Annotated in this window: 26 protein-coding genes and 1 riboswitch; of the genes, 5 read left to right on the forward strand and 21 right to left on the reverse strand. The window is 61.5% G+C overall.

Annotated elements, in window-relative coordinates:
* Positions 1 to 536 precede the first annotated feature (536 nt).
* Entirely contained in the window at positions 537 to 1,901 is a 1,365-nt protein-coding gene (gene rmuC / locus PspCFBP13508_RS24405) for a DNA recombination protein RmuC (RefSeq protein WP_178084511.1), read from the reverse strand.
* A 175-nt stretch (positions 1,902 to 2,076) separates the two neighbouring features.
* Entirely contained in the window at positions 2,077 to 2,400 is a 324-nt protein-coding gene (locus tag PspCFBP13508_RS24410; RefSeq protein WP_024012181.1) for a hypothetical protein, read from the reverse strand.
* Between the two features lie 912 nt (positions 2,401 to 3,312).
* Here PspCFBP13508_RS24410 and PspCFBP13508_RS24420 point away from each other — a divergent pair.
* The 3 genes from PspCFBP13508_RS24420 to PspCFBP13508_RS24430 all read left to right on the forward strand — a co-directional run bounded on the left by PspCFBP13508_RS24420 (position 3,313) and on the right by PspCFBP13508_RS24430 (position 5,709).
* On the forward strand, positions 3,313 to 3,537 hold the full coding sequence (locus PspCFBP13508_RS24420) for a hypothetical protein (protein WP_016773719.1): 225 nt from the start codon (positions 3,313 to 3,315) through the stop codon (positions 3,535 to 3,537).
* A 271-nt stretch (positions 3,538 to 3,808) separates the two neighbouring features.
* A complete protein-coding gene (locus tag PspCFBP13508_RS24425) occupies positions 3,809 to 4,291 on the forward strand; it encodes a hypothetical protein (RefSeq protein WP_024012180.1) in 483 nt (160 codons plus the stop codon).
* A gap of 146 nt (positions 4,292 to 4,437) precedes the next feature.
* Positions 4,438 to 5,709 (forward strand): outer membrane protein transport protein, encoded by a 1,272-nt coding sequence (locus PspCFBP13508_RS24430; RefSeq protein WP_056783953.1) that lies wholly within the window; start codon positions 4,438 to 4,440, stop codon positions 5,707 to 5,709.
* Between the two features lie 203 nt (positions 5,710 to 5,912).
* Here the strand turns inward: PspCFBP13508_RS24430 and PspCFBP13508_RS24435 are convergent, their stop codons facing one another.
* The 14 genes from PspCFBP13508_RS24435 to cobO form a co-directional block, all read right to left on the reverse strand.
* The gene (locus PspCFBP13508_RS24435) at positions 5,913 to 6,473 is read right to left on the reverse strand and encodes a hypothetical protein (RefSeq protein WP_071171497.1); all 561 of its coding nucleotides are present in this window, start codon (positions 6,471 to 6,473) and stop codon (positions 5,913 to 5,915) included.
* A 54-nt stretch (positions 6,474 to 6,527) separates the two neighbouring features.
* Entirely contained in the window at positions 6,528 to 6,650 is a 123-nt protein-coding gene (locus PspCFBP13508_RS27775; protein ID WP_024012178.1) for a hypothetical protein, read from the reverse strand.
* Positions 6,647 to 7,855, reverse strand: a complete 1,209-nt coding sequence (locus tag PspCFBP13508_RS24440) for an MFS transporter (RefSeq protein WP_137215939.1) — start codon at positions 7,853 to 7,855, stop codon at positions 6,647 to 6,649. The genes PspCFBP13508_RS27775 and PspCFBP13508_RS24440 overlap by 4 nt, the downstream gene beginning before the upstream one ends.
* A gap of 52 nt (positions 7,856 to 7,907) precedes the next feature.
* Positions 7,908 to 8,312, reverse strand: a complete 405-nt coding sequence (locus PspCFBP13508_RS24445) for a MarR family transcriptional regulator (protein WP_016773714.1) — start codon at positions 8,310 to 8,312, stop codon at positions 7,908 to 7,910.
* Positions 8,313 to 8,487: 175 nt separating this feature from the next.
* A complete protein-coding gene (locus tag PspCFBP13508_RS24450) occupies positions 8,488 to 9,210 on the reverse strand; it encodes an adenosylcobinamide-GDP ribazoletransferase (protein ID WP_137215941.1) in 723 nt (240 codons plus the stop codon).
* Between the two features lies 1 nt (position 9,211).
* Positions 9,212 to 9,787 (reverse strand): alpha-ribazole phosphatase family protein, encoded by a 576-nt coding sequence (cobC, locus tag PspCFBP13508_RS24455; RefSeq protein ID WP_137215942.1) that lies wholly within the window; start codon positions 9,785 to 9,787, stop codon positions 9,212 to 9,214.
* Positions 9,784 to 10,839 (reverse strand): nicotinate-nucleotide--dimethylbenzimidazole phosphoribosyltransferase, encoded by a 1,056-nt coding sequence (gene cobT / locus PspCFBP13508_RS24460; protein ID WP_137215944.1) that lies wholly within the window; start codon positions 10,837 to 10,839, stop codon positions 9,784 to 9,786. The genes cobC and cobT overlap by 4 nt, the downstream gene beginning before the upstream one ends.
* The gene (gene cobU, locus PspCFBP13508_RS24465; RefSeq protein WP_137215945.1) at positions 10,836 to 11,357 is read right to left on the reverse strand and encodes a bifunctional adenosylcobinamide kinase/adenosylcobinamide-phosphate guanylyltransferase; all 522 of its coding nucleotides are present in this window, start codon (positions 11,355 to 11,357) and stop codon (positions 10,836 to 10,838) included. Before cobU ends, cobT begins: the two co-directional genes overlap by 4 nt.
* Before the next feature lie 120 nt (positions 11,358 to 11,477).
* The gene (locus PspCFBP13508_RS24470) at positions 11,478 to 12,929 is read right to left on the reverse strand and encodes a cobyric acid synthase (protein WP_137215947.1); all 1,452 of its coding nucleotides are present in this window, start codon (positions 12,927 to 12,929) and stop codon (positions 11,478 to 11,480) included.
* Entirely contained in the window at positions 12,926 to 13,918 is a 993-nt protein-coding gene (gene cobD, locus PspCFBP13508_RS24475) for a threonine-phosphate decarboxylase CobD (RefSeq protein ID WP_137215948.1), read from the reverse strand. Before cobD ends, PspCFBP13508_RS24470 begins: the two co-directional genes overlap by 4 nt.
* Positions 13,911 to 14,819: an adenosylcobinamide-phosphate synthase CbiB gene (gene cbiB, locus PspCFBP13508_RS24480; RefSeq protein WP_137215949.1), complete on the reverse strand. Its 909-nt coding sequence runs from the start codon at positions 14,817 to 14,819 to the stop codon at positions 13,911 to 13,913. The genes cobD and cbiB overlap by 8 nt, the downstream gene beginning before the upstream one ends.
* Positions 14,816 to 15,466, reverse strand: coding sequence for a 5,6-dimethylbenzimidazole synthase (bluB, locus tag PspCFBP13508_RS24485; RefSeq protein WP_130912555.1), 651 nt, complete (start codon positions 15,464 to 15,466; stop codon positions 14,816 to 14,818). Before bluB ends, cbiB begins: the two co-directional genes overlap by 4 nt.
* The gene (locus PspCFBP13508_RS24490; protein WP_130912556.1) at positions 15,463 to 16,845 is read right to left on the reverse strand and encodes a cobyrinate a,c-diamide synthase; all 1,383 of its coding nucleotides are present in this window, start codon (positions 16,843 to 16,845) and stop codon (positions 15,463 to 15,465) included. Before PspCFBP13508_RS24490 ends, bluB begins: the two co-directional genes overlap by 4 nt.
* The gene (gene cobO, locus PspCFBP13508_RS24495) at positions 16,842 to 17,453 is read right to left on the reverse strand and encodes a cob(I)yrinic acid a,c-diamide adenosyltransferase (protein ID WP_016773703.1); all 612 of its coding nucleotides are present in this window, start codon (positions 17,451 to 17,453) and stop codon (positions 16,842 to 16,844) included. Before cobO ends, PspCFBP13508_RS24490 begins: the two co-directional genes overlap by 4 nt.
* Positions 17,454 to 17,534: 81 nt before the next feature.
* A riboswitch (cobalamin riboswitch) is annotated at positions 17,535 to 17,765 on the reverse strand.
* A gap of 162 nt (positions 17,766 to 17,927) precedes the next feature.
* On the opposite strand from cobO, the gene PspCFBP13508_RS24500 reads away from it, so the two are divergent.
* A complete protein-coding gene (locus tag PspCFBP13508_RS24500) occupies positions 17,928 to 18,512 on the forward strand; it encodes a hypothetical protein (protein ID WP_137215951.1) in 585 nt (194 codons plus the stop codon).
* 66 nt (positions 18,513 to 18,578) lie between these two features.
* Entirely contained in the window at positions 18,579 to 19,892 is a 1,314-nt protein-coding gene (locus PspCFBP13508_RS24505) for a sorbosone dehydrogenase family protein (protein WP_130912558.1), read from the forward strand.
* A 128-nt stretch (positions 19,893 to 20,020) separates the two neighbouring features.
* Here PspCFBP13508_RS24505 and PspCFBP13508_RS24510 read toward each other — a convergent pair whose 3' ends face one another.
* The 5 genes from PspCFBP13508_RS24510 to PspCFBP13508_RS24530 all read right to left on the reverse strand — a co-directional run bounded on the left by PspCFBP13508_RS24510 (position 20,021) and on the right by PspCFBP13508_RS24530 (position 24,659).
* Positions 20,021 to 20,557, reverse strand: a complete 537-nt coding sequence (locus PspCFBP13508_RS24510; RefSeq protein ID WP_016773700.1) for a C40 family peptidase — start codon at positions 20,555 to 20,557, stop codon at positions 20,021 to 20,023.
* Positions 20,558 to 20,772: 215 nt separating this feature from the next.
* Positions 20,773 to 21,390: an NlpC/P60 family protein gene (locus tag PspCFBP13508_RS24515; RefSeq protein WP_016773699.1), complete on the reverse strand. Its 618-nt coding sequence runs from the start codon at positions 21,388 to 21,390 to the stop codon at positions 20,773 to 20,775.
* A 191-nt stretch (positions 21,391 to 21,581) separates the two neighbouring features.
* On the reverse strand, positions 21,582 to 22,286 hold the full coding sequence (gene hda / locus PspCFBP13508_RS24520) for a DnaA regulatory inactivator Hda (RefSeq protein WP_007919828.1): 705 nt from the start codon (positions 22,284 to 22,286) through the stop codon (positions 21,582 to 21,584).
* Between the two features lie 206 nt (positions 22,287 to 22,492).
* On the reverse strand, positions 22,493 to 23,566 hold the full coding sequence (locus PspCFBP13508_RS24525; protein ID WP_137215953.1) for an AI-2E family transporter: 1,074 nt from the start codon (positions 23,564 to 23,566) through the stop codon (positions 22,493 to 22,495).
* A gap of 34 nt (positions 23,567 to 23,600) precedes the next feature.
* A complete protein-coding gene (locus tag PspCFBP13508_RS24530; protein ID WP_137215955.1) occupies positions 23,601 to 24,659 on the reverse strand; it encodes a DUF2066 domain-containing protein in 1,059 nt (352 codons plus the stop codon).
* Positions 24,660 to 24,694: the final 35 nt, after the last annotated feature.

Consider the following 24,694-nt stretch of genomic DNA (forward strand, 5'->3'; position numbering starts at 1 on the left):
TCGTTTACGGAGTGCTCAAGTCAGGACTGCCATATGACCCGAAACTTGCGCTTGCCCGGTGAGGCTCAAGACGGTATCTACAGTTGGGTTGCGTGAATTCGATAGGAATTGGTTGACCTTGAGATCGCTATCGCGAGCAGGCTCGCTCCCACAGAAAAGCAAAGCAGCGAAGCTGCCCGCGGCGAAGCCGCACCATTCAACAATGAGCGCAAGCTCGAGTGCTTTTGATCTTGATCCACCGGCGACGTCGGAAGGCTGAGCGCAGGGATTGATCCGGGCGTGGGAGCGCAGCGACCGTCTGGCGCAGCCAGACACAGCGGAAGGAGGTGCAGCGAAGCAAACCGGAGCCGCTGCGCCCGGATCAGTCCCGGAGCGAAGGAACCCGAGCTTGCGAGGGCCGAACGTAGGAGCAAGCGTTTTTTTGCTTACTTTTTTTAGGCGTTTGTAAAAAAAGTGAGTCGCCGTAAGGGCGAAACCGCCAGCCGCCACGACCGCAGCAACGGATATGCCCCCAAAATCAGCCCAAAAAACGACGCCTACTCAGGCAACTCAACCAACCCATCAACATCAGTCATCGCCCGCTCGAGCAAATCCGCCGGCAAACTCTTGCTCGCCCGTGCACCGAGCAACTTCAACTGCTCACTGCGGCTGACCAGATTACCGCGCCCCTCTGTCAGCTTGTTGCGCGCTGAGCTGTAAGCCTTGTCCAGTTGCTGCAGACGATTGCCCACTTCGTCCAGATCCTGAATAAACAAGACGAACTTGTCGTACAGCCAACCCGCGCGCTCGGCGATTTCCCGGGCATTCTGGCTCTGCCGCTCCTGCTTCCACAGACTGTCGATCACCCGCAACGTGGCCAGCAGCGTAGTCGGGCTGACGATCACGATATTGCGGTCGAAAGCGTCCTGGAACAGCGACGGCTCAGCCTGCAATGCCGCAGAAAACGCCGCCTCGATCGGCACGAACAGCAAAACGAAATCGAGGCTGTGCAAGCCTTCCAGACGCTTGTAATCCTTGCCGGCCAGGCCTTTGACATGGTTGCGCAGCGACAACACGTGCTGCTTGATCGCGATCTGCCCCAACGTGTCGTCATCAGCCGCAACATATTGTTGATAGGCCGTGAGGCTGACTTTCGAATCCACCACCACTTGCTTGTCGCCGGGCAGGTAAATGATCACATCAGGCTGGAAGCGCTCACCGTCCGGGCCTTTGAGATTGACCTGAGTCTGATACTCGCGGCCCTTCTCCAGACCCGCGTGCTCAAGAACGCGCTCGAGGATCAGTTCGCCCCAATTGCCCTGGGTTTTCTGGCCCTTGAGCGCGCGAGTCAGATTGGTGGCTTCGTCGCTCAGACGCAGGTTCAACGCCTGCAAACGCTCCAGCTCTTTGGCCAGCGAAAAACGCTCGCGGGCCTCGGCCTGATAACTTTCTTCCACGCGTTTTTCGAAGGACTGGATGCGTTCTTTCAACGGATCAAGCAACTGCCCGAGGCGTTGCTGGCTGGTCTCGGCGAAACGCTGCTCACGCTCATCGAAGATCTTGCCGGCCAGCTCGGCGAACTGCGCGCGCAGCTCATCACGCGAGCCTTGCAGATCGCTGAGGCGTTGTTGATGGCTTTCCTGCTGCTCGCGCAACTCGGCGCTCAGCGAGGCAGCATGGGCGTCGAGGCGACGCAGTTCAGCGTCCTTGTTTGCGCGCTCGAGATTCCAGGCGTGGGAAGCATCGCGAGCGTCATCGCGCTCGATCTGCAGCAATTCGACTTCACGACGAAGTGCTGCGAGGTCTGCCTGTTTGGCGGCATTGGCCTGGCCGAGATCGGCGATTTCATCGCGGCTCGCTTCAAGCTGCGCGGTGAGGCCGTCCTGAGCCAGTTGCGCCATGGCCAGGCGCTCCTCGAGCAAGGCCAGATCGGCCTGGGCGTTGCTGGCCCGGCGTTGCAGTTGCCAGGCGAGTGCCAGCAGCGGCAATCCTGCCGCCGCGAGACCGAGCAAGATGCTGGTCAAGTCCATAGCCATAGCGACTCCTGCCAATCGGATAAAGCCTGAAGGTTAACCAAGGTGTCTGGGCTTGGACAGCTCAGTCTTCGATCAGACCGAGTTCCTGCTGCGCGCGACGGTCGCCGGCGCGGGCGGCCTGACGCAGCAGCTCCTGGCCGATACGCCGGTCACGGGCATTGCCGCACTCCCGGCAAATCAATTGGCCGAGACGGCTTTGTGCGGCGACCACGCCTTCTCGGGCCGGTTGCTTGAGCAGACGGCCGGCCAGGTGCTTGGCGCTGGGACTGTCGCTCAGGCGCGGCGCATCGAGCAGCCATTCGGCCACACGCACGGAAAAACGCTTGGGAGCGGTAACAGAGGTCGGATTGGAGGTAACAGAGTCTGATACTGAGCGAAACTTCATAAAGCACTGCGGGACAGATCGGAAGGCGCGCCACTTTACTCTCTTTTTCTTACAGGTAAAGTCGAAAAAAACCCGGCACGCCCGTGCTAGAGCAAGCGCTAGGGACAATCCACAGAAGCTGTGGATAAGTCAGTGGACAACCGCTCTGTGATCCTCGCAAAGCCTTATGGAATGGGGCTCGCAGTCAAACTGACGATTTTTTCACCAACAAAAAAAGACGATATTTTTCATTGACTTAAACTTTTGATACAGGCAGCGACTGGAGTCAGGATCGATGTGACAGTTGCGTTACGCTCTGCGCAACTAATGTGCACAAGTACCTGCGACACGGTTATATGCATGCGCTTTTTCGGGTCATTTTGCGCAACTGCGAACAATCTAAAGGCTCTGCGAAAAGCCTGCACGCCGACGGACGGTGCGACACGACCTTTCCCTGTGATCCCTTTTTTTGGTCAAGGGGTTTGCTTCGCCGGAACGGATCCGTTACTATCCGCGGCGTTAGTACCAAGCTGAAAGTCAATTCCGGTCGAATATCTCCCCACGGTCAACTTCCAACAGGAAGCCACTGCCGAAAAAAGCGGGAACGACCCCTCGATGGTTTCCAGGTAAATCTTGCGACAACGCAGCCTTTGAATAAAAGCAAAGGGCGTTGCGAAGAACACTTACTCTGACCGAACCAACCTGCAAATTGATCAGGATCTTCACCCCGGGCCCAGAACCTTTGCCCTCGCTGTGATGCCTGTCCTCCTAAGTACCTACCTGCCAGCCCAAGCGCGCTCATTTATCAGCGCTTCAAACTGGCTGCTTTGTTCCAGTCGGGTTCTTCGTTCGATCAATGGTGATCAACGTTACTGGAACGTTTTAACGTTGCACGGTTCTTATCCGTGTCATTTGTAGGAACACCTAATAACTATGTCTACTCAAATCCAGACTCAGGATGCCATTCGCACCCTAACCAACGCTTTTGCTCCAATGAACTGCCTGATCATGGCCGCTCGCAAAGGCTGCTTCAGCTTCACCGTGGTCAATGAACACGGGATCGCTCGTCACAGCGAGCGCTTGTACCCCGATCAATACTCCAGCGCCGAGCCGCTGCAGGCCGTGATCGAGCGTACCCGTCAGGCACTGGTTGCCTGAAAGCCGAACAGGCTGCAAAAGCAAAGCCCTGCTGAAAAGCGGGGCTTTTTATTGCCTGATATTTCACTGTTAACGCTGCGCTTCTAAGCATATTCCGATCTAACGTTTGGAATGCGATGGCAGAAATATTTTAAAAACAGACCTTTACACGCTGAATATGACACTACACTTCAACTCAAGCGGCGTGACCCGCTTGCGGCGAGCCTGATTCGATCCACTGCTGCCAAAGCCCCTTCAGGACTCGCCCTCAATAACAAGAACCGAGGGTGTTATGGGTATCGCTGCCAGCGAACTGTGCCGCTATGTGATCCGTCCCACACTGATTTATCTGGGACGCCACTGCGCAACCGCCGAATCCCTGCTGCTGGGCATCGCTGCCAGCCAGTCCGCCCTCGGCTCTGCCCTGCATGACCGCCGTGGCCACGGCCTCTATCGGATCGCCGAGCACCGCCACCAGGCGCTCTGGGATGATTACCTGGCGCTTGATCCGGAGCGCGCCAGCCTGGTGCGCGGCCTGGCCAGTCAGCATGCGTTCCTCAGCGGTCCGCATCTGGAACTGACCGTGAACCTGCGTTACGCCACGGCCATCGCCTGGCTGCTGGTGGAAGAACAAAACCCCACCCTCCCCGCTCCGACCGACCTGCTCGGCATGGCGCGTATCTGGCGCCAGACCTTTCAACCGCAAGGCCGTTTGCGCGACTTCACCTATGCGTGGCAAACCTGTGTTTCACCGCTGAATCAGGTCGCTTGCTGACCGGGCGGTTTCACAAGTTCTCCCATCAGGTCGCCATTTTGGTCGGATTGTCCTACAAAACCGCTCTAACTCAAGGCATACAGGCTATAGCGCTGGGACGAAAATGTTGGTAATTTTCGCCCCGGTGATCACCAGGAGTTCTAATAATGAAAAAAGTCATGCTCAAAACCACCCTTAGCCTCGCCGTTACCCTTGCCTCTACACAAATCTTCGCGGCAGGTTTTGCCCTCAACGAACAAAGCATCAGTGGGATGGGGACTGGTTTTGCCGGGCGATCTTCTTCTGCCGACGACGCAAGCACTGTTTATGGCAACCCGGCAGGCATGGCGCGCATCAAGCGCGAACAAGTCACCGGCGGCGTCGCCCTGGTCGACGCGCATACCGATATCAGCGATACCAGCTCCAGCCCTAATGGCGGCAGCAACAAGGGCGACATGGTGCCCCTCACCGCCGTACCGATGGGCTTCTATGTAAAACCGATCGATGATCACTGGGCATTCGGTCTCGGTGTATATGTGCCATTCGGCCTGATCACGGATTATGAAAACGGCTTCGCCGGTCGTTACTTCGGCAGCAAGTCCGAAGTGCAAGTCATCACCTTCCAGCCAACCGTCAGCTATGCCTTCAACGACAAGGTGTCGATCGGTTTCGGCCCGACCATCAACCGCATCGACGGCTCGCTGGAATCCAACCTGTCGATCACCCAGGCACTGCCGGACGGCAAGGTCAAGATCAAGGGTGACGACACCGCGCTGGGTTACAACGTCGGCTTGCTGGTCCAGGCCACCGACACCACCCGTGTCGGCCTGACCTACCACTCCAAGGTCGACTACAAGCTTGAAGGCGACACCAAGGTCAACTACAACGCTCTGGCGCTGGTGGGCGTTGGCGCCAACCAGAAGTACGACGCTTCGTTGAAGATCACCACGCCGGAATCCGTGGACCTGTCGGTCACCCAGGCGATCAACGATCGCTGGAACGTCTACGCCGGCACCACCTGGACCCGCTGGAGCCAGCTGGACAAGATCACCGTGAAGAACTCCGGCGTGCAGCCTCTACTGGCCGGTCAGTTCGGTTCGATCAACGAAGACCAGAACTGGCATGACTCCTGGGCCTATGCCGTGGGTACCTCGTACCAGTTGAACAAGGAATGGGTCCTGCGTACCGGTCTGACCTTCGACCAGTCGCCAACCAATAACGAAGACCGCTCGCCGCGTATCCCGACTGGCGACCGCACCATCTTCAGTATCGGTGCCGGCTGGAGCCCGACCGACGACCTGACAATCGACGTCGCGTACTCGTACCTGAAAGAAGAGTCGGTCAACATCCGCAACGAAAACGCTCGTGGCCAGACCTACGATGCCAAGTATGAAAACTCGGCAAACGGCTTCGGTGTCGGCGCGACTTACCGCTTCTGATGCACCGTGGCGAGGCTAACCCCTCGCCCACGAAAAAGCCCCGCTCTCTTTACAGAGGCGGGGCTTTTTCATGCCTGAAAATTTGTACAACCCGTAGGAGCTGACGAGTGCAACGAGGCTGCGATCTTTTGATCTTGAATTCGAGGATCAAAAGATCGCAGCCTCGTTGCACTCGTCAGCTCCTACAGGATCATCACAAGGCTTCAGGGCTTCAGCGGTTTGGAGGCAATGGCCTTTTCGATCGCGGCGATAAACTCGGGGTCATCCGGTTTGGTCAAGCTGGAAAAACTTGCCACCACCTTGCCCTGCCGGTCGACCACGTACTTGTAGAAATTCCACTTCGGCGCATTGCTCTGCGCGGCCAATACCTGGAACAGGTGCGTGGCGTCATCGCCGCGAACCTTCTGCGGCTCGGTCATGTTGAACGTCACGCCATAATTGGCGTAGCAGACCTTGGCGGTTTCCGCGCTGTCCTTGGACTCCTGCTTGAAGTCATTCGACGGCACACCAAGCATCTCCAACCCTTGCGCCTTGTAGCGCTTGTTGAGCGCCTCGAGGCCTTCGAACTGCGGGGCGAAACCGCAGAAGCTGGCGGTATTAACCACCACCAGCGGCTTGTCGGCGTACTGCTTGCACAGATCGATGGATTCCTTGGCGCGCAGCTTTGGCAACGAGCCTTGCAGCAGCTCAGGACAGTCGGCGGCCTGGGCCAGGCCAGTCAACGCCATCAGCAACGCGGGAACAGCACACCAGCGCATCAACATGTCGAACTTCCTTGGGCAGTCATCAGGCTTCGACGTTACTCGCCGCGCTGCCATCTAGCAAATGCTCATGCCCAACTGCATCAGCGCCAGACCGCCGCGTTGCCAGCCCCACCACACCAGCGCCAACAGCGCAGCAGCCAGTGCGGTCACGGCGAATCGCGCGCAGATCCGGCTCATGCTGCACTCGACGCGGCTTGCAGGCGCGCCACCGGACGCTCACGCACCGGCCAGTTCAACGCCGCCGCCAGCAGGCTCAAGAGAACCGCCACTTGCCAGATCAAGTCATAACTCCCGGTTCGGTCGTACACCACCCCGCCCAGCCAGCCGCCAAGGAACGAGCCGAGCTGATGGAACAGAAAGACGATGCCACCGAGCATGGACAAATTGCGCACGCCGAACAAGGTCGCCACCGTACCGTTGGTCAACGGCACCGTCGACAGCCACAGGAAGCCCATGGCCATACCGAACAGATACGCTGTGGTGGTCGTCACCGGCAACCACAGGAACAGCACGATCACCACCGCGCGCAGTAGATACAACGCCGTCAACAGACGCGGTTTCGACATGCGGCCACCAAGCCAGCCGGCCGTGTAAGTGCCGAAGATATTGAACAGCCCGATCAACGCCAGCACCGTAGTGCCGACGGTCGCCGGCAGATGCTGATCGACCAGATACGCTGGCAAGTGCACGCCAATGAACACCACCTGAAAACCGCAGACAAAAAAGCCGAACGCCAGCAGCCAGAAACCGGAGTGCGAGCAGGCCTCACGCAGCGCTTCGGAAAGAGTCTGTTCATGGCCAAGCACCGGCAGTGGCTTGTCCTTGAGCATGCTCACCAGCGGCACAATCATCGCCACCAACAGGCCTAGCACCAGCAATGCGGCCGACCAGCCGAGCCAGCCGATCAAACCGAGCGTGCCCGGCAACATGGCGAACTGGCCGAACGAACCGGCGGCGCTGGCGATACCCATGCCCATGCTGCGTTTCTCTGGCGGCACAGCGCGACCCACAACACCAAGAATGACCGAAAACGAAGTGCCCGAAAGACCGATACCGATCAGCAGACCGGCACTGAGTGACAGAGTCACTGCCGAATCAGACAGGCCCATGCACACCAGGCCCGCCGCGTAGAGGATCCCCCCGACCAGCACCACTTTCGCCGCGCCGAAGCGGTCGGCCAGGGCGCCGGTGAATGGCTGCGCCAGGCCCCAGATCAGGTTTTGCAGGGCGATGGCGAAGGCAAACACTTCGCGGCCCCAGCCGAACTGCGCACTCATCGGCGACAGGAACAGACCGAACCCGTGGCGCACGCCCAATGACAACGCCAGGATCAGCGCACTCCCCAGCAACACCCAACCGCACGTACGCCACATCGATGTCATTGTTATTCTCCAGTCGCGGGTATATACCCGCTTGAGCGCGAAAAAACCGGCGTCAGGCCAGTTCGTCGAGCAGTTTGAGCAAGGTTTCGCGCTTCTCGGCACCGAGCCGGTCGATCAGCCGCTGTTGCGCCGCTTCCCACGCCGGCAATGCCGCTGCCAGCCGCTGCACGCCGGTTTCGGTGAGGCGCACGATACGGTTGCGCATGTCCTCGCCTTCGGCCAGCGCCACCAGACCTTCGCCCTCGAGCACGCGCAAGTTGCGCCCCAAGGTGCTGCGATCCAGCCCCATGGCCTCTGCCAGTTCGGAAATGCTCGGTTGCTCCAGTCGCTGCAGATTGCACAGCAGAGAATACTGGGCAACGTTGATCCCGAAGCCGTCGAGAGCGCCGTCGTAATGCCTGCTGACGCCACGCGCGGCGCGACGCAGGTTGGTGCACAAACACTGAGAAGGAAGCATGATGCGTGTATATACCCGCGAGTGTGTTAAATCAAGTTACAGATGAGTTTACTCTGAACATCATTGTTGCCGGTGAGGCCGCCTTCGCGAGCAGGCTCGCTCCCACAGGGGATTGCATTTCGAAGGTGGGAGCGAGCCTGCTCGCGAAGGGGCCGGCATCATCTCCGCAAATCCTTCAGACCAAAGCGAGCCCCACCAACACCCCCATCTCCAGCAATTCCAGCAACGCCCCCGCCGTGTCCCCGGTAGCCCCGCCCAACCGCCGCATCATCAAACGCCGCAGCCAGACAAACCCGACCAGCGAAATCAGCACCGCGCCGATACCCGCGATCAACACGCAGCCCAGCGCACTTACCCCCAGCACCCACCACCCCGCCTTACGCGGCAGATGATCGGCCAGTGCCTGACCCAAGCCACCCGCACGCACATACGGCGTAGTCAGAAACAACCCCAACAGCGCCGCTCGCCCGAGCACCGGGACGATGATCAGCGCCAGGGTATGCCCTTGTTCGATCAACGTCAGCAGCGCGGCAAATTTGAGCAACAGAACCAGCACCAGCGTGACCACCGCAATCGGCCCGCTGCGCGGATCTTTCATGATCGTCAGCGTGCGCTCGCGATCACCAAAACCGCCGAGCCAGGCATCGGCGCTGTCGGCCAGGCCATCGAGATGCAGCGCGCCGCTGAGCAATACCCACACGGTCAGCAACAGCGCCGCATGCAGCAACAACGGCGCGCCGGCCAACAACAGATTCAACGCGAAGAGGATCAGCCCGAACAGCAATCCCACCAGCGGATAAAACAGCAGCGAACGGCCGAGCTGGTGCGGCTCGGGCATGCCCGGCAGGCGAATCGGCAGGCTGCTGAGAAACTGCAAGGCGATCCACAGCGGCAACATCTCAGTGACCTTCCTTGAGCGCGCCATCAGCCTCGACCGTCAGCGCAAACAGCGCGCCGTGGCCGACCTCGACATTGAGCAACTGTTCGCGCGGCAGCCCTCGCGCCTGCGCCAGCAACAAACGCATCACGCCGCCGTGGCTGACCAGCAGAATCCGTTCGCCGGTGTAAGCCGCGTGCAATCGCGCGACCGCCGCCAACACCCGCGCGGAAAACGCGCTCACCGGCTCTCCCTGCGGTGGCGTGAAGCCATAGGGATCAGCCCAGAACAGCCCCAGCGCTTCGGCATCCGTCTCCATCAATGCCGCCGCGCTCTGCCCTTCCCACGCGCCGAAATGCAGCTCTTGCAGATCCTTGTCCAGATGCACGGACAGGTTCAATTGCTCACCGAGTTCGGCGGCGAAGCGCGCGCAACGCTGCAATGGCGAACTGACGATGCGATCCCACGGCCCGCCGTCGATCACCGCCGCACGCATCTGCGTCCAGCCGTTTTCAGTCAGCGCATCGTCGAGGCTGCCGCGCAAGCCGCCGCCGAGTTCCGTTTCACCGTGGCGCAGCAGATCCAGGCGCAGGCTCATGCCGGGCGATCCGCCACGGCCGCTTCGGCGAACGTCGCCATTTGTCCGTGCAGGTCACACGCCAGGCGCAACAACGGCACTGCCAACGCCGCGCCACTGCCCTCGCCCAGACGCAAGCCGAGCTCCAGCAGCGGCTCGGCGCTCAAGGTTTCCAGCACATGGCGATGGCCCGGCTCGGCACCGCGATGGCCGAACAACAGCCACTCGCGACAGGCCGGATTCAAGCGCACCGCGACCAGAGCCGCGACCGTGCAGATGAAGCCGTCGACCAGCACCGCAATGCCTTCCTGCGCGCAGGCCAGATAGGCGCCGACCAACGCGGCAATCTCGAACCCGCCGAGATTGAACAGCGTCTGCAAGGCATCGCCACGCTGCGCGGCATGCAGCGCCAGAGCGCGTTCGATGACGTGCGCCTTGTGGCTGACGCCAGCGGCATTCAGCCCGGTGCCGGGACCAGTCAGGTGCGCCACCGGGCAATCGAGCAAGGCACAGGCCAGCGCACTGGCCGCCGTGGTATTGCCGATGCCCATCTCGCCGCCGATGAACAACTGGGTGCCGGCGGCTTTCGCGCGCAAGACGCTGTCGCGACCGGCCTGCAAGGCCGATTCGCCCTGCGCCTGAGTCATCGCTGCGCCCTGAGCGAAGTTCGCCGTTCCCGCGCCGATGTTCAGATGGCGCACGCCGGGCAGATTCAGCGCCGGATTCACCGTGCCCAGATCGACCACTTCCAGCTGCGCGCCGAGCTGACGCGCCAGCACGCTGATCGCCGCGCCGCCGCTGACAAAGTTGAGCAGCATCTGCCCGGTAACTTCTTGCGGATAAGCCGATACGCCTTCGGCTACCACGCCATGGTCGCCAGCGAAAATCGCGATCCAGACTTGATCCAGCGTTGGCTTGAGCTGACCTTGCAGACCGGCCAGTTGCACGGCCACCGATTCAAGGCGCCCCAGCGAACCGGCCGGTTTGGTGAGTTGCTGCTGGCGCTCGGTCGCTTGCGCGATGATGTCCGAGTTCACGGTGTTGCACGGGTTCAGCCACCAGGTCGGGCTCATAACGCAGGTCCTTTCAAAGTCAGGGGCAGGCCGGCAACAGTCAGGACAACTCGCTGACAACGCTCGGCCAGAGCTTGATGCAGCCAACCGGCTTCATCGACATAGCGGCGGGTCAATTCGCCCAGCGGCACGACACCCATTCCGGTCTCGTTGCTGACAAAAATGATTTCACCCGGCAACGACGCCAGGCAATCGAGCAAGGCTTCACGCTCGGCGGCGAGACGTTCGGCGTCGTCGAGCATCAGCAGATTGGTCAGCCACAGGGTCAGGCAATCGACCAGCAGGCAGCGCTCGGCGCCGGCGGATTCGCGCAGCACGCGGGCCAGTTCCAGCGGCTCTTCGATCAACGCCCATTGCGCCGGGCGGCGTGCGCGGTGATGGGCGACGCGTTGATTCATTTCGCCGTCCAGCGGTTGGCTGGTGGCGATGTAAGTCACCGCCAGATGGCTGTCACTGGCGAGTTTTTCCGCCAGACGACTCTTGCCGGAGCGGGCGCCGCCGAGGATCAGTTGGAGCATGGGTTCATCCAAAAATGTGTGGTGAGGCAACCGGCCCCTTCGCGAGCAGGCTCGCTCCCACCGTTGATCGCATTTCCCTGTGGGAGCGAGCCTGCTCGCGAAGAGGCCAGCCCGGACAACTCAAATCCCACAGAGCTGACGCAACAGCCCGGTATCCAGATGCTTCTCCACCAGATCCGCCAGCCGTTCGATGTCGCGTTCGCGCAAGCCGTGGTAATCGACTTCCTGCACATCACTCAACCCGGCCCAGCGCAGCAACGCCGCACTTGCCTCGGGGGATTCGAACAAGCCATGCAGATAGGTGCCGAACACCTGGCCATCGGCACTTTGCGCGCCATCGCAACGACCGTCGTCCAGATGCACCGCCGGGTTTTCCAGTGCCGGCCCGCTGGTCACGCCAGCATGGATTTCATAACCAATGACTGCGGCGTTTTCCAACGCCAACCGCCCGCGCACGTTGCGCAGTTGCTTCTCGGCTTCGAGCTGCGTTTCGAACGCCAGCAGACCCAGCCCCGCGCTGGAGCCGGCAGCGCCTTCCAGCCCGAGCGGGTCGTGCACCTGCTCGCCGAGCATCTGCAGACCGCCGCAAATCCCCAGCAGCTTGCCGCCGTAGCGCAGATGCCGATTGATCGCCGCGTCCCAACCGTTGGCGCGCAGATAAGCCAGATCACTGCGCACGCTTTTCGAGCCCGGCAGGATGATCAGGTCGGCGGCGGGAATCGCCTGCCCCGGGCCGACAAATTGCAGATCCACCTGCGGATGCAGACGCAGCGGGTCGAAGTCGGTGTGATTGCTGATGCGCGGCAGCACCGGCACCACCACTTTCAACACCTGCTCGGCCTTGTCGGTCTGGCGTTGGTCGATGCCGTCCTCGGCTTCAAGGTGCAGATCCATCACGTACGGCAACACGCCGACCACCGTTTTGCCGGTGCGTTGTTCCAGCCAGTCGAGGCCCGGTTGCAACAAGGCGATATCGCCGCGAAAGCGGTTAATGATGAAGCCTTTGACCCGCGCCTGTTCACTCGGCGAAAGCAATTCCAGGGTACCGACCAGATGCGCAAACACGCCGCCGCGATTGATGTCGGCGATCAGCAGCACCGGGCAATCCACCGCTTCGGCAAAGCCCATGTTGGCAATGTCGCCGGCGCGCAGATTGATCTCCGCCGGCGAACCGGCGCCTTCGACCATTACCAGCGGATACGCAGCGCTGAGTCGCTCGTGCGAGGCGAGCACCGCTTGCATCGCGATGGCCTTGTAATCGTGATAGGCGACGGCGTTCATCGTCGTCACCGCGCGGCCATGAATGATCACTTGCGCGCCAGTGTCGCTGTTGGGTTTGAGCAGCACCGGGTTCATGTCGGTGTGCGGCTCGAGACCGGCCGCTTGCGCCTGCACTGCCTGCGCGCGGCCGATCTCGCCGCCGTCAGCGGTGACTGCGCTGTTGAGCGCCATGTTCTGCGGTTTGAACGGCACCACCGCCACGCCCTGGCGAGTGGCCCAGCGGCACAACGCGGTCACCAATGTGCTTTTGCCGGCATCGGACGTGGTGCCTTGCACCATCAGAGTGGTCATGGATTGTCCTTGGCGAAAGCTTGCAAAGCCTGTTCGAGACGCAGCTCTTGCGCGGCATCGGCCGGCAGGCCGAAACGTACACTGCTGTTGTGGCTGAACAGGCGCAGGAGGATGCCGCGCCGGGCGAGGAATTCGTGCAGCGCTTCGGCGTGCTCGGTGATCAGCCACTGAAACAGCGCGCAGCCACCCTGCGGTGCAAAACCGCAACGGGTCAGCAGCGCCGCCAACCGTTCGCTCGCTTCGTCGCTGCGAATCCGCTGACGGGTATGGCCCTCGGTGTCTTGCAGGCACGCCGTACCGAGCACTCGCGTCGGCCCGCTCACCGCCCACGGCCCGACCTGTTCGGCGAGCAGTTTGAGCAACTTGCGTTCGGCCAGAACGAAACCGAGGCGCACCCCGGCCAGACCGAAAAACTTACCGAACGAACGCAACACCACCAGCCCGACCTGATGCGCATAGGGCGCCAGGCTCAGTTGCGGCGTGGTGTCCATGAACGCTTCATCGACCACCAGCCAGCCGCCGCGTTGCGCCAGCCGCGCATGCCAGTCGAGCAGGCGTGCCGGGGTCAGGCTGAGGCCGGTCGGATTGTTCGGATTGACCACCACCAGCACATCAAGACTGTCGAGAAAGAACTCGACTTCCTGCTCGAGCACTTCACGGACGATGTAACCGCTGCGCCGCCAGGCTTCGGCATGCTCGGCATAGCACGGCGACAACACGCCGACCTTGCCGGCCCGGCGCAGACGCGGCAGCAACTGGATGGCCATTTGCGAGCCGGCCACCGGCAACACCTGCGCGGCGCCGTAGTAATCGCAGGCGGCCTGTTCCAGACCGTCGTCGCTTTCCGGCAAGCGCGCCCAGGCGCGTAGCGGGATCTCCGGGATCGGGAACGGCCACGGCGCGAGGCCGCTGGACAGGTCAAGCCAGTCGGCCTCGGCGATCCCGTAATCGAGTGCAGCCTTGCGCAGCCGGCCACCGTGCTCAAGCATAAAATTCCGCCCCCAGGCAAAGCATCAGCAGCCACAACCATACGCCGCGCTGGACCAATTGCCAGCCACGCTCGATGGAATCGGCATCGGCCGGCGCACCTTCGCCCAGTTGCGGGCGCTCATGCAGTTCGCCGTGATAGATCGCCGGGCCACCCAACTCGACGCCCAGCGCACCGGCACCGGCCGCCATCACCGGGCCGGCGTTGGGGCTGTCCCACTGCGGCGCCTGGGTGCGCCAGCATTTGAGCGCGAGGCGGGTTTTGCCCAGTAGCGCGTAGGTCAACGCCACCAGACGCGCAGGAATGTAGTTCAACACGTCGTCGATTTTCGCCGCCGCCCAGCCGAAACGCTCGAAGCGTTCGTTGCGATAACCCCACATCGCATCGAGGGTATTGCTCAAGCGATACAGGACCACGCCCGGCGCGCCGGCGACGACAAACCAGAACAGCGCAGCGAACACCGCATCGCTGCCGTTCTCCAGCACCGACTCAGTCGCGGCGCGGGCAACCGCAGTGCCGTCGAGTTCATCGGTCTGGCGGCTGACCAGATAACCGACACGCTTGCGCGCCTCGTCCAGATCATCGGCGCGCAACGCCGCCGCAACCGGCGCAACATGTTCGCCGAGGCTGCGCATGCCGAGGGCGCAATACAACGCGAGAATCTCGACAATCCAGCCGACATAAGGCGCCCAGGAAAATGCCGTGGCGAGCAAGGTCAGCGGCAGTACCGCGAGCACCCACGCGGTCACGCCATGGCTGCGCCAGCCACGGCCGCCGGCGTTGAAGCGTTGCTCGATGCGCCCGGCAAAATTGCCGAACGCCACCAGCGGATGCCAGCGTTTCGGTTCACCGAGCAGCGCATCCAGCGCTACTGCGGCGACACTCAGCAACGCCACACTCATTGACTCACTCCCCAGTAATTTTCGTACAGCAGCTCGTTGAGCGGCCGCGCCTGCGCCCAGCCTTCAAGTACCAGCATCGGCGCCGGATAGAATTCCCTGACCGGGCCCAGACACAACACCGCCAGCGGTTTCGCACCGGCCGGCAACTTGAGCAAATCCGCCAAGGCTTGCGGTTCGAACAGCGAGACCCAGCCCATGCCCAGGCCCTCGGCACGGGAGGCCAGCCACAGATTCTGGATCGCGCAGGACAACGAGGCCATGTCCATTTCCGGCAACGTGCGCCGACCGAAAATGTGTTTTTCGCGATCGTCCATCAGCGCCGCGACCAGCACCTCAGCGCAGTCGTTGATGCCTTCGACCTTGAGCTGCATGAACTCATCGCTGCGCTCGCCAAGGGCTTCGGCGGTGCGGATGCGCTCTTCTTCCACCAGATCGCGGATCTGCCCGCGCAGAGCACGATCGCTTATACGGATGAAGCGCCACGGCTGCATCAGGCCGACGCTCGGCGCTTGATGAGCAGCTTCGAGCAGACGGCGCAGCAGCTGCGGTTCGACGCTGCCGCCGGTGAAGTGGCGCATGTCGCGGCGTTCGGCGATGGCTTTGTAGACCGCTGCGCGTTCGGCTTCGGAGAATGTATTGTCGGTCATGGCCCTTTCGCGAGCAGGCTCGCTCCCACAGGGTTCAGGTCATCCATTGTGGGAGCGAGCCCGCTCGCGAAGGCGGCCTCACGATCTGGCGCAAACAATGCCGCAATCGCAGTCGGATTCGATGGGAAATAAAAGTGCACGTACGACGCCGTCATCCGTCCCTCGCGATAAACCGCCTCGGCCCCACGCCCGCCATTGGGACTCAGCCCACGGGCAATCGGCGTCAGCTCGGTGGTGGTCAGGGAATGATGATAGGTATGCCCACGCAACTCCCCTTCCGGCAGCTCAACTGCCTGCAACGCCAGCGCCGCCAGACGCTTCTGCATCACCGCATCGCCCTTGAGCAAACCGACCAGCTCAGCACGAGTACCTTCGACATCAGTCAGCGAATCCAGCAGATAAAGCATGCCGCCACATTCGGCGAGCAACGGCTTGCCCGCCGCGTGGTGCGCGCGGATTGCTGCAAGCATTGAGGCGTTTTGCGCCAGCGCGACGTGATGCAGCTCTGGATAGCCGCCCGGCAGATACAGGCTGTCCGCCTCGGGCAATTGCGTGTCGCGGATCGGCGAGAAAAATTGCAGCTCGGCGCCCATCGCCCGCAGCAGATCGAGACTGGCGCCATAGGTGAAGGCAAAGGCTTCATCGCGGGCAACAGCGATGCGCACACCTTTTAATAGAGGCTCGGCGGCAATGACGTCAGGCGCGGCGAATTCAACGGCCGGTGGCAGCGCGACTTGGCAACTGCTGGCCAGCGCATCGGCGGCCGCGTCGAGACGCAGATCCAGATCATTCAATTCGCTGGCCTGAACCAGACCGAGGTGGCGGCTCGGCAATTCGATGCCCGTCTCGCGGGACAGCGCGCCGTACCAGCGCAGACCTTCAGTGAGGCTGCCTTCGAGCAATTGCGCATGGCGCAGGGTGCCGACGCGGTTGGCCAGCACGCCAGCGAACGGCAAGTCCGGCTGATACTTCGCCAGGCCCAGCGCCAAGGCGCCAAAAGTCTGCGCCATGGCGGTGCCGTCGATCACGCCGAGCACCGGCACACCGAAGTGGCGCGCCAGATCAGCGCTGGATGGCGTGCCGTCGAAAAGGCCCATCACGCCCTCGATCAGAATCAGGTCGGCTTCGGCGGCGGCTTCCCACAACAGCCGGCGACTTTCCTGCTCGCCGACCATCCACATGTCCAGTTGATACACCGGCGCACCGCTGGCGCGTTCGAGGATCATCGGGTCGAGAAAATCCGGCCCGCATTTGAACACGCGGACCTTGCGCCCCTGATTGCGATGCAAACGGGCGAGCGCGGCGGTGACAGTGGTCTTGCCCTGACCGGAGGCCGGCGCGGCGATCAGCACCGCCGGGCAGTGACGTGGTTGCTTCAAAGTTCGACGCCTTTCTGCGCTTTGATCCCGGCCTGGAAGGCGTGCTTGAGCATGCCCATCTCGGTAACCGTGTCGCCCATCTCGATCATTTCCGGCTTGGCGCCGCGACCGGTGACCACCACGTGTTGCATCGGCGGACGCGCCTGCAAATCGCTGAGCACCTGATCGAGATCGAGGTAGCCGTGCTTGAGGGCGATGTTCAACTCATCGAGCACCACCAGGCCGATCGAAGGGTCGCGCAACAATTCGCGGGAGACTTCCCAAGCGGCGGTCGCCGCGGCGATGTCGCGCTGACGATCCTGGGTTTCCCAGGTGAAGCCTTCGCCCATGACGTGGAAACGCACCTGCTCGGGGAAGCGGCGGAAAAACAATTCTTCGCCGGTGCTGTTGCGGCCCTTGATGAACTGCACCACGCCGCACTGCATGCCGTGGCCCATGGCGCGGGCGAGCATGCCGAATGCCGAGCTGCTCTTGCCTTTGCCGTTGCCGGTCAGCACCAGCACCAGGCCACATTCGTCGGGCGAGTTGGCAATGCGTTCGTCGATCACGGCTTTCTTGCGCTGCATGCGCGCCAGATGGCGTTCGTCACGCTCGGGGGAATCAGTCATGGGGGAGCTCTCCGTTGAGGCTGGATAACGGCGGGCAGGCACAAGAATAGACGGCAAAAAGCCTGGCATCGCCCACCGTGATGCCGCTGAGATGGATCAGGCCGGTCTCCGGGCTCATGAGCGGCGTTTCGCCTGACTGCGCGCCTTCCCGCTTCTTTCGAAGCAGTGGCTCAAGGCGCAGTTTTCACTCATTTACCGTTGCGGGGGCAGCGCCGGGATCGTCGTGGCTTCGCTTGCGGACCACACTCACCGGCTTCCCTGTTTCACTCTGTCGACGCGGGGCCACAGAGCACCTGAAACAAGCGGCGAAGGTTAGAGGGTTGGGGGTGGAGCGTCAATTGAAGAGGCGCTTTGCGCGCGAATAACTGCCGCTGATCAAATGTGCAGCGGCAATCTTGTGCCAGACTGTGACAAGTGATATCAAAGAGCCATGCTTTTTTCAAAAAGCCCACTACAACAATAAGGATGACGACGATGCAAGGCATGATCATCAGCAACCCGCGCCTGGAATTCCTGCGCCCGGTGCTGGAACGCTGGTTTGACTGTATCGATCGCTACAACACCGTTCGCGGCGACAACGACACGCCATATTGGCACGACGAAAAAGCCAATCTCGGCCTGCTCGCGGCAGCGGCGTGGATGGCTGAAATGGTCACGCTGAACGACACGGCCACGCGCAAACAGAACGAAGAAGGCGAACGCAATGCGCGCGCCGATCTGTTGATTGCCGGCAGCGAAGACCGGGCATTCATTCAGGCCACGCAACGCTGGCCACGGGTCAACAACCTCAACCTGACCCAGGCCCTGCTCGACATCACCCATGATGCCAAGCGCATCAGCTACGCCAGCGATCTCAAGCTCGGCTGCCTGTTCGTTGCTCCGCAAAAAGCCCAGCACAGCGCCAGCCCCGAAGAACTGCAGGACATGGTCGACGACCTGCAAAAGGAACACACCTGCGCAGTCGCCTGGTATTTCCCCTACGCCTATCGCAAATTGCACAGCGACGCGGGCAACTATCATCCGGGCATCGCCGTGCTGTTCAAGGAAGCCCGCAGTTGAGCAGTTGAACCATCGGGCCTGCGCCCTCCTCTATGTTTAGGAATGCATTCATAGGGAAGATCAGCAATGCGCAAGGCCCAACTCGCTCTCATCATCGCCGTCGCTGGCGGGCTCGCCGCCTGCGGTGAAACCTCCAGCCTGCAAGTCTCCGACGGCACCGGTCCGTCACCGAAACTGCCCGAACCGAACAAGACGCTGATCCCGACAGTCAACATCGCCCCGGCGGTGGGCTGGCCGGAAGGTGCGAAACCGACGGCAGTGGCCGGTACCCAGGTCGCCGCGTTTGCCGAAGGCCTCGATCACCCGCGCTGGCTCTACGTGCTGCCCAACGGCGATGTGCTGGTGGCGGAAACCAACGCGCCGCCCAAGCCTGATGACAGCAAAGGCATTCGCGGCTGGGTGATGAAGAAAGTCATGGGCAAGGCCGGCGCCGGCGTGCCCAGCCCGAACCGCATCACCCTGTTGCGTGATGCCGACCACGATGGCGTCGCGGAAACCCGCACGGTGTTCCTGCAGAACCTCAACTCGCCGTTTGGCATGACGCTGGTTGGCAACGATTTGTACGTAGCCGACACCGACCGCCTGCTGCGCTTCAACTACGAGCCGGGCGCCACCGAGATCAAAACCCAACCGATCAAAGTCGTCGACTTGCCCGGCGGCACGCTGAATCACCACTGGACGAAAAACGTCATCGCCAGCAAGGACGGCAACAAGCTCTACGTCACCGTCGGCTCGAACAGTAACGTTGGCGAAAACGGTCTGGATCAGGAAGAAGGCCGCGCGGCGATCTGGGAAGTCGATCGTGCGACCGGCAATCACCGGATCTTCGCTTCGGGCATTCGCAACCCCAACGGCCTCGCCTGGGAACCTACCAGCGGCGCATTGTGGACAGCGGTCAACGAGCGTGACGAAATCGGCAGCGATCTGGTGCCGGACTACATCACCTCGGTCAAGGACGGCGGCTTTTATGGCTGGCCGTTCAGCTACTACGGGCAGCACGTCGATGTGCGGGTCAAACCGCAGAATCCAGATCTGGTGGCCAAGGCCATCGCGCCGGATTACGCTGTCGGCCCACACACCGCTTCGCTGGGCCTGACCTTCGCCGAGGGCAACCGCTTGCCGGCGCAATTCAAGGAAGGCGCATTCATTGGCCAGCACGGCTCGTGGAACCGCAAACCGCACAGTGGCTACAAGGTGATTTTCGTGCCGTTCACTGGCGGCAAACCGACTGGGCAGCCGGTGGATGTGCTGACCGGTTTCCTCGACAAGGACGAGAACGCGCTGGGCCGCCCTGTGGGCGTGGTGATCGATCAGCAAGGTGGCTTGCTGGTGGCGGATGATGTCGGGAACAAGGTGTGGCGCGTTTCGGCCAGCAAATAAGCTGAGCACGACGTAAAAAAATGTGGGAGCGAGCCTGCTCGCGAAAGAGGTTTATCAGTCAAATCATTGTCGACTGACACTCCGCCTTCGCGAGCAGGCTCGCTCCCACAGTTCGTTATGCATTCGAGCTAGGGGTTATGCGCCAACTGCCCCGGCTGCAACACCCGCTTGGCGCTCAAATACGCCTTCTGCCAATAGGCCTTCGACAGGCTATCGAGCTTGACCGTGCCGCCCGTGGCCGGGGCATGCACGAAGCGCCCCTCACCGACGTAAATCCCCGCATGACTGACCTGCGAGCCGCCATTGGTGGCGAAGAAAATCAGGTCGCCGGTCTGCAAGCCTTCCTTGCCAACATTTGGCGCCTGCATGACGATCATTTCGCGGGTCGAGCGTGGCAGCGAAATTCCCGCCGCGTCGCGGTAGACAAACCCGATCAGACCACTGCAATCGAAACCGGAATCCGGCGTGTTGCCACCCCAGCGGTACGGTGTGCCGACCAAGCCGAGGGCGCGGAACAGCACGTCTTCAGCAACGGGGGAAAAAGCCTGGGAAGGACCGAACACGATCGGCGCGCGAACCACGGGGGCTGGCGGCGGTGTGCGGCTGGCGCAGGCGCTGAGCAGCGCGGCGCAAAGGATCAAGGTGAGGCGGGCCGACATCGTCATAAGCAGAACATCCTGATCTGGCTGCGGCTTTCTCTGCCGGATGGACAGAAACAAAACCGCCTGCGTCATCACGCAGGCGGTTTGCCATCAATATAGATTCAGGATTCTAGCGGCTACGCGGCAAACTTCAAGTAAGACTTTAACTTCACCTTGTAAAGTTTAGGTCTACTCCGTTGCCGTGCCGTTTTGTCGCCGCGGAAGCAGCGACATCGGGCTTACTTGCGGGCAGTGACCACGGTCGGCGCCATGGCGAGTGCACGCTTGGCTTCGATGAAAGTCTTGCTCCAGTAGCTGTCACCCAGGCTGTCGATGCGAACACCGCCGCTGCGACGACTGCTGGAGTGAATGAACTGGTTGTCACCCAGGTAGATGCCGGCGTGACTGACACGACCGCGACGACCATTGGTGGCGAAGAACAGCAGATCACCCGGCTCAAGATTGCTGCGCGAAACCAGCGGCGCATCAACGTTGATCATTTCGCGAGTGGAGCGCGGCAGGTTCATGCCCGCCTCTTCGCGGAACAGGTAACCGATGAAACCGCTGCAATCGAAGCCGGCTTCAGAGGTACCGCCGAAACGGTAACGGGTACCGATCAGGGACATGCCGCGTTCGAGGATGCTGTCAGCCAGAACAGGAAGCTGATAAGGCTTGCTGCCGTTGAACTGGTTGAGTTCTTTTTCGGTGTCCAGCTCTTCCTGGTAAATAACGGAAGACTGGGCAGTAGCAGAATTCTTGACCTGTTGCGGCGGCTCTTGAACCGGAGAATGAGCAGCACAACCGAATAACAGGGTGACGAGTGCGAGAGGCACGAGGGGTGCGAAGCGCTTTAGCATGGGCACGACCGTGGCTGATAGTTGTAAAGAAGCCGAGACTATGCCCGCTATCGTCCTCATTTGCAAATTCAATCGAACTATATGTGACTTCCCGGTTTCGCGTTTACATCTAAGCGCGTAACTCGCCTGGCCGGTGGATCGCCGCAGATACGCGGGTTTTCTGGCGCCTGAAAGCTGGCAAAAGCCCACTACTACCAGCCCAAAGTTTCCTTGAGAAAAGGAATTGTCAGCTTGCGTTGCGCTTGCAGGGACGCCTGATCAAGTTGCTCGAGCAGATCGAACAGCGCGCTCATGCTGCGCGTGCCGCGAGTGAGAATGAAGTGCCCGACTTCATCGGTCAGGTGCAACCCACGACGTGACGCGCGCAATTGCAGCGCACGCAATTTGTCTTCATCGGAGAGTGGGCGCATCTGGAAGATCAACGCCAGGGTCAGGCGGGATTTCAGGTCGGCGAGCTTCACTGGCAATTCGCGCGGCGAAGTGGACGCGGCGATCAGCAGGCGCCGACCGCTGTCACGCAGGCGATTGAACAGATGGAACATCGCCTCTTCCCAGTCCGCCTTGCCGGCAATCACCTGCAAGTCATCCAGGCAGACCAGTTCGTACTGTTCGAGGTTGTCGAGGATTTCCACGCCGCGGTCCATCAACTCGGCCAGCGGCAGATACACCGCCGGTTCGCCCATCTGCTCGAAGCGCAGGCACGCGGCCTGCAACAGATGCGTGCGCCCGACGCCGTGCTTGCCCCACAGGTAGATCAGGCTCTCCGTCCACCCGGCGTCGGCTTCGCAGAGACGCTCGACATAGCCGAGTGCAGCGGCATTGGCGCCTGGGTAGTAGTTGATGAAGGTGGCGTCGTCACGCAGACGCACACCTAGGGGCAGCTGAATCGGTTTCATGCTGACTGAACAGTTCTCAAAGGAACCGTTAGTGGCCTCTGTGTAAAGTTGGCGAAGTTTATACCCGTGAGGCTGAGCGCACAATGCGACAGACCCCAAGCAAAATCAAAGGTTTGCGTTGACGCAGCGGTTTTGTGACGGATTCTCTGGCGCCCTCGCCTGCACGACACGGGCCAGCCCGGCCAAGCGCCGGGCTGGCCCTCGCATCACAGCTCGGGTTCGTCGACGCCGCTGTAGATCCCGGAATCCTTATACAAGTCGTGGACATGACGCACCAGCACCATGATCACCGCCGCCACCGGCAACGCCAGCAGAACGCCGGTGAAACCGAACAGCTCGCCGCCAGCAAGGATCGCGAAGATCACCGCCACCGGGTGCAGGCCGATACGATCCCCGACCAGTAGTGGCGTCAGCACCATGCCTTCCAGCGCCTGACCGACCATGAACACTGCGACGATCCCGACCATCGGGTACAGATCGCCACCGAACTGGAACAACCCGGCGATCAACGCCGCACCGATGCCGATGACAAACCCCATATACGGCACGATCGCTGCGAGCCCGGCAATCAGGCCGATCAACAGCCCCAACTCCAGACCGACGACCATCAAGCCAGCGGCGTAAATCACACCCAGCGCAACCATCACCAGCAACTGTCCACGCACAAATGCGCCGAGCACTTCGTGGCACTCACCCGCCAGCGCAACCACGCGCTCTTCGCGATCACGTGGCAGCAGGCTGCGGATCTTGCCCATCATCACGTCCCAGTCGCGCAACAGATAGAAGCTCACCACCGGGATCAGCACCAGATTCGCCAGCCAGCCGATCAGCGCCAGGCTCGAGGCCGTGGCCTGACTCAGCACCACGCCGACGATGTCGGTGGTCTGGCCCATGTGCTCGCTGATCGCGGCTTTGACCTTGTCGAATTTCCAGAAACCGTCCGACAAACCAAGCTTCGCTTGCGCCCACGGCACAGCGGTGTGCTGCAACCAGTCGAGCATCTGCGGCGCCAGCTCGTACAGACGCACCAGCTGCTTGGCGAGCATCGGTACCAGCACCAGCATCAACGCCGTGACGATCAAGGTGAACAAGGCAAACACGGCAATCACGCCCCAGGTTCGCGACAGCCCGAGCCGCTCCAGACGATCAACCAGCGGATCGAACAGATAAGCCAGCAACAACGCGACCAGAAACGGCGTGAGGATCGGGTGCAGCAACCATACAAACGCGCAAAGCAGGACTACCCCACCGAGCCAGAACCAACGCCGCGTATCGGCCATTTACCACTCCTGATGCTTCTATATAAGGAAAGACTTACCAGCGAAACCGCAACGACGGTGTCGCCGCTGCCGGGGTCGGCGCTGCGACCGCAGGCGTACCATCCGCCGCTGGCTGGGCAGGCGCCACCGGGGCCGGCGCTTCGGCCGGCAGTTCCTGCAACTTCGCCAGCGACAATTGCGCGCGCAATTGATCGACGCTGCCATTGACCCGGTAGACAATGCGATCGCCCTGCACGCTTTGCAGACGCACGCCGAACGGTTCGAGTAACCGCAGCAGCGCCGCATAATGCTCCAGATTCATGCCCTGCACTTCCAGGGTCTGCTGACCCGACGCGCCGGGCTTGGCGACAAATCGCGGCGCAAGACGCTCGGCTACCGCCAGCATCACCGCATCGGCAACAGCTGCCTGATCGGCGCCCTGTACGCTGCCGGCCTCTTTCTGATCACCGAGCCACAAGCGCCATTTCGCCTGCCACTGCCCGCCCTCTTCGCGCGCGTGCACCGCCAGCAAGGCGTCGGCGCTGTAGCGTTCCGAAGCACTGCGCAAGGGCGCGGGGTCAGCGCTTTCCAGCGCCGGCGCGGTGGCCACCAGTTGCTCGCTGAGATCAGCCAGGGGCAAACGCAGTGGCAAACCGCGATGTTGCGCAGCCGTGCGCAACGCTGAGGCTGCGGTTTGACCGTCACCGACCAGGCTCGCACCTTCGGTCGAGTCGTTCAGCCACCAGCCGAGGATCGACGGCCGACTCGCGCCCCACACCGGCAAGCCGGCCCGGCGCAAGGCCTGCTCGGTGGTTGCCGGATCGAAATCGACTTTCAGCACTTCCGGTGGCCCGGCATCGAAACCGAACTGGCTGATGATCTGCTGCGGATCCTTGCGAATCGGCGCCAACCCCGGGTTCTGCGCGGCTTTCGGGTCGCCGGTCAGGCGCAGCACCAAAGTATCGAGCGCCGCCTGCGTGGCGCGATCGCGCTCTTCCGGCGCCTGGCCGTTGACCGGCTGACGCACCTGATACAGGCCTTTGAGGTTTTCGGCATGACTCGCCAGGCTGACCAGCGTCAGGCAGCCTACAAATAACAATTTACAAAAACGCATGGAAAATTCCCGTCGACAGGGGCGGCTGGAACACG

Source organism: Pseudomonas sp. CFBP13508 (assembly GCF_005233515.1).
Lineage (GTDB): Bacteria > Pseudomonadota > Gammaproteobacteria > Pseudomonadales > Pseudomonadaceae > Aquipseudomonas > Aquipseudomonas mercuritolerans.

Bases quoted from the DNA above. Each gene is read 5' to 3' on its own strand.
- PspCFBP13508_RS24410 (WP_024012181.1), bottom strand. From the start codon at position 2,400: ATGAAGTTTCGCTCAGTATCAGACTCTGTTACCTCCAATCCGACCTCT.
- PspCFBP13508_RS24420 (WP_016773719.1), top strand. From the start codon at position 3,313: ATGTCTACTCAAATCCAGACTCAGGATGCCATTCGCACCCTAACCAAC.
- PspCFBP13508_RS24425 (WP_024012180.1), top strand. From the start codon at position 3,809: ATGGGTATCGCTGCCAGCGAACTGTGCCGCTATGTGATCCGTCCCACA.
- PspCFBP13508_RS24430 (WP_056783953.1), top strand. From the start codon at position 4,438: ATGAAAAAAGTCATGCTCAAAACCACCCTTAGCCTCGCCGTTACCCTT.
- PspCFBP13508_RS24435 (WP_071171497.1), bottom strand. From the start codon at position 6,473: ATGTTGATGCGCTGGTGTGCTGTTCCCGCGTTGCTGATGGCGTTGACT.
- PspCFBP13508_RS27775 (WP_024012178.1), bottom strand. From the start codon at position 6,650: ATGAGCCGGATCTGCGCGCGATTCGCCGTGACCGCACTGGCTGCTGCG.
- PspCFBP13508_RS24440 (WP_137215939.1), bottom strand. From the start codon at position 7,855: ATGACATCGATGTGGCGTACGTGCGGTTGGGTGTTGCTGGGGAGTGCG.
- PspCFBP13508_RS24445 (WP_016773714.1), bottom strand. From the start codon at position 8,312: ATGCTTCCTTCTCAGTGTTTGTGCACCAACCTGCGTCGCGCCGCGCGT.
- PspCFBP13508_RS24450 (WP_137215941.1), bottom strand. From the start codon at position 9,210: ATGTTGCCGCTGTGGATCGCCTTGCAGTTTCTCAGCAGCCTGCCGATT.
- cobC (WP_137215942.1), bottom strand. From the start codon at position 9,787: ATGAGCCTGCGCCTGGATCTGCTGCGCCACGGTGAAACGGAACTCGGC.
- cobT (WP_137215944.1), bottom strand. From the start codon at position 10,839: ATGAGCCCGACCTGGTGGCTGAACCCGTGCAACACCGTGAACTCGGAC.
- cobU (WP_137215945.1), bottom strand. From the start codon at position 11,357: ATGCTCCAACTGATCCTCGGCGGCGCCCGCTCCGGCAAGAGTCGTCTG.
- PspCFBP13508_RS24470 (WP_137215947.1), bottom strand. From the start codon at position 12,929: ATGACCACTCTGATGGTGCAAGGCACCACGTCCGATGCCGGCAAAAGC.
- cobD (WP_137215948.1), bottom strand. From the start codon at position 13,918: ATGCTTGAGCACGGTGGCCGGCTGCGCAAGGCTGCACTCGATTACGGG.
- cbiB (WP_137215949.1), bottom strand. From the start codon at position 14,819: ATGAGTGTGGCGTTGCTGAGTGTCGCCGCAGTAGCGCTGGATGCGCTG.
- bluB (WP_130912555.1), bottom strand. From the start codon at position 15,466: ATGACCGACAATACATTCTCCGAAGCCGAACGCGCAGCGGTCTACAAA.
- cobO (WP_016773703.1), bottom strand. From the start codon at position 17,453: ATGACTGATTCCCCCGAGCGTGACGAACGCCATCTGGCGCGCATGCAG.
- PspCFBP13508_RS24500 (WP_137215951.1), top strand. From the start codon at position 17,928: ATGCAAGGCATGATCATCAGCAACCCGCGCCTGGAATTCCTGCGCCCG.
- PspCFBP13508_RS24505 (WP_130912558.1), top strand. From the start codon at position 18,579: ATGCGCAAGGCCCAACTCGCTCTCATCATCGCCGTCGCTGGCGGGCTC.
- PspCFBP13508_RS24510 (WP_016773700.1), bottom strand. From the start codon at position 20,557: ATGACGATGTCGGCCCGCCTCACCTTGATCCTTTGCGCCGCGCTGCTC.
- PspCFBP13508_RS24515 (WP_016773699.1), bottom strand. From the start codon at position 21,390: ATGCTAAAGCGCTTCGCACCCCTCGTGCCTCTCGCACTCGTCACCCTG.
- hda (WP_007919828.1), bottom strand. From the start codon at position 22,286: ATGAAACCGATTCAGCTGCCCCTAGGTGTGCGTCTGCGTGACGACGCC.
- PspCFBP13508_RS24525 (WP_137215953.1), bottom strand. From the start codon at position 23,566: ATGGCCGATACGCGGCGTTGGTTCTGGCTCGGTGGGGTAGTCCTGCTT.
- PspCFBP13508_RS24530 (WP_137215955.1), bottom strand. From the start codon at position 24,659: ATGCGTTTTTGTAAATTGTTATTTGTAGGCTGCCTGACGCTGGTCAGC.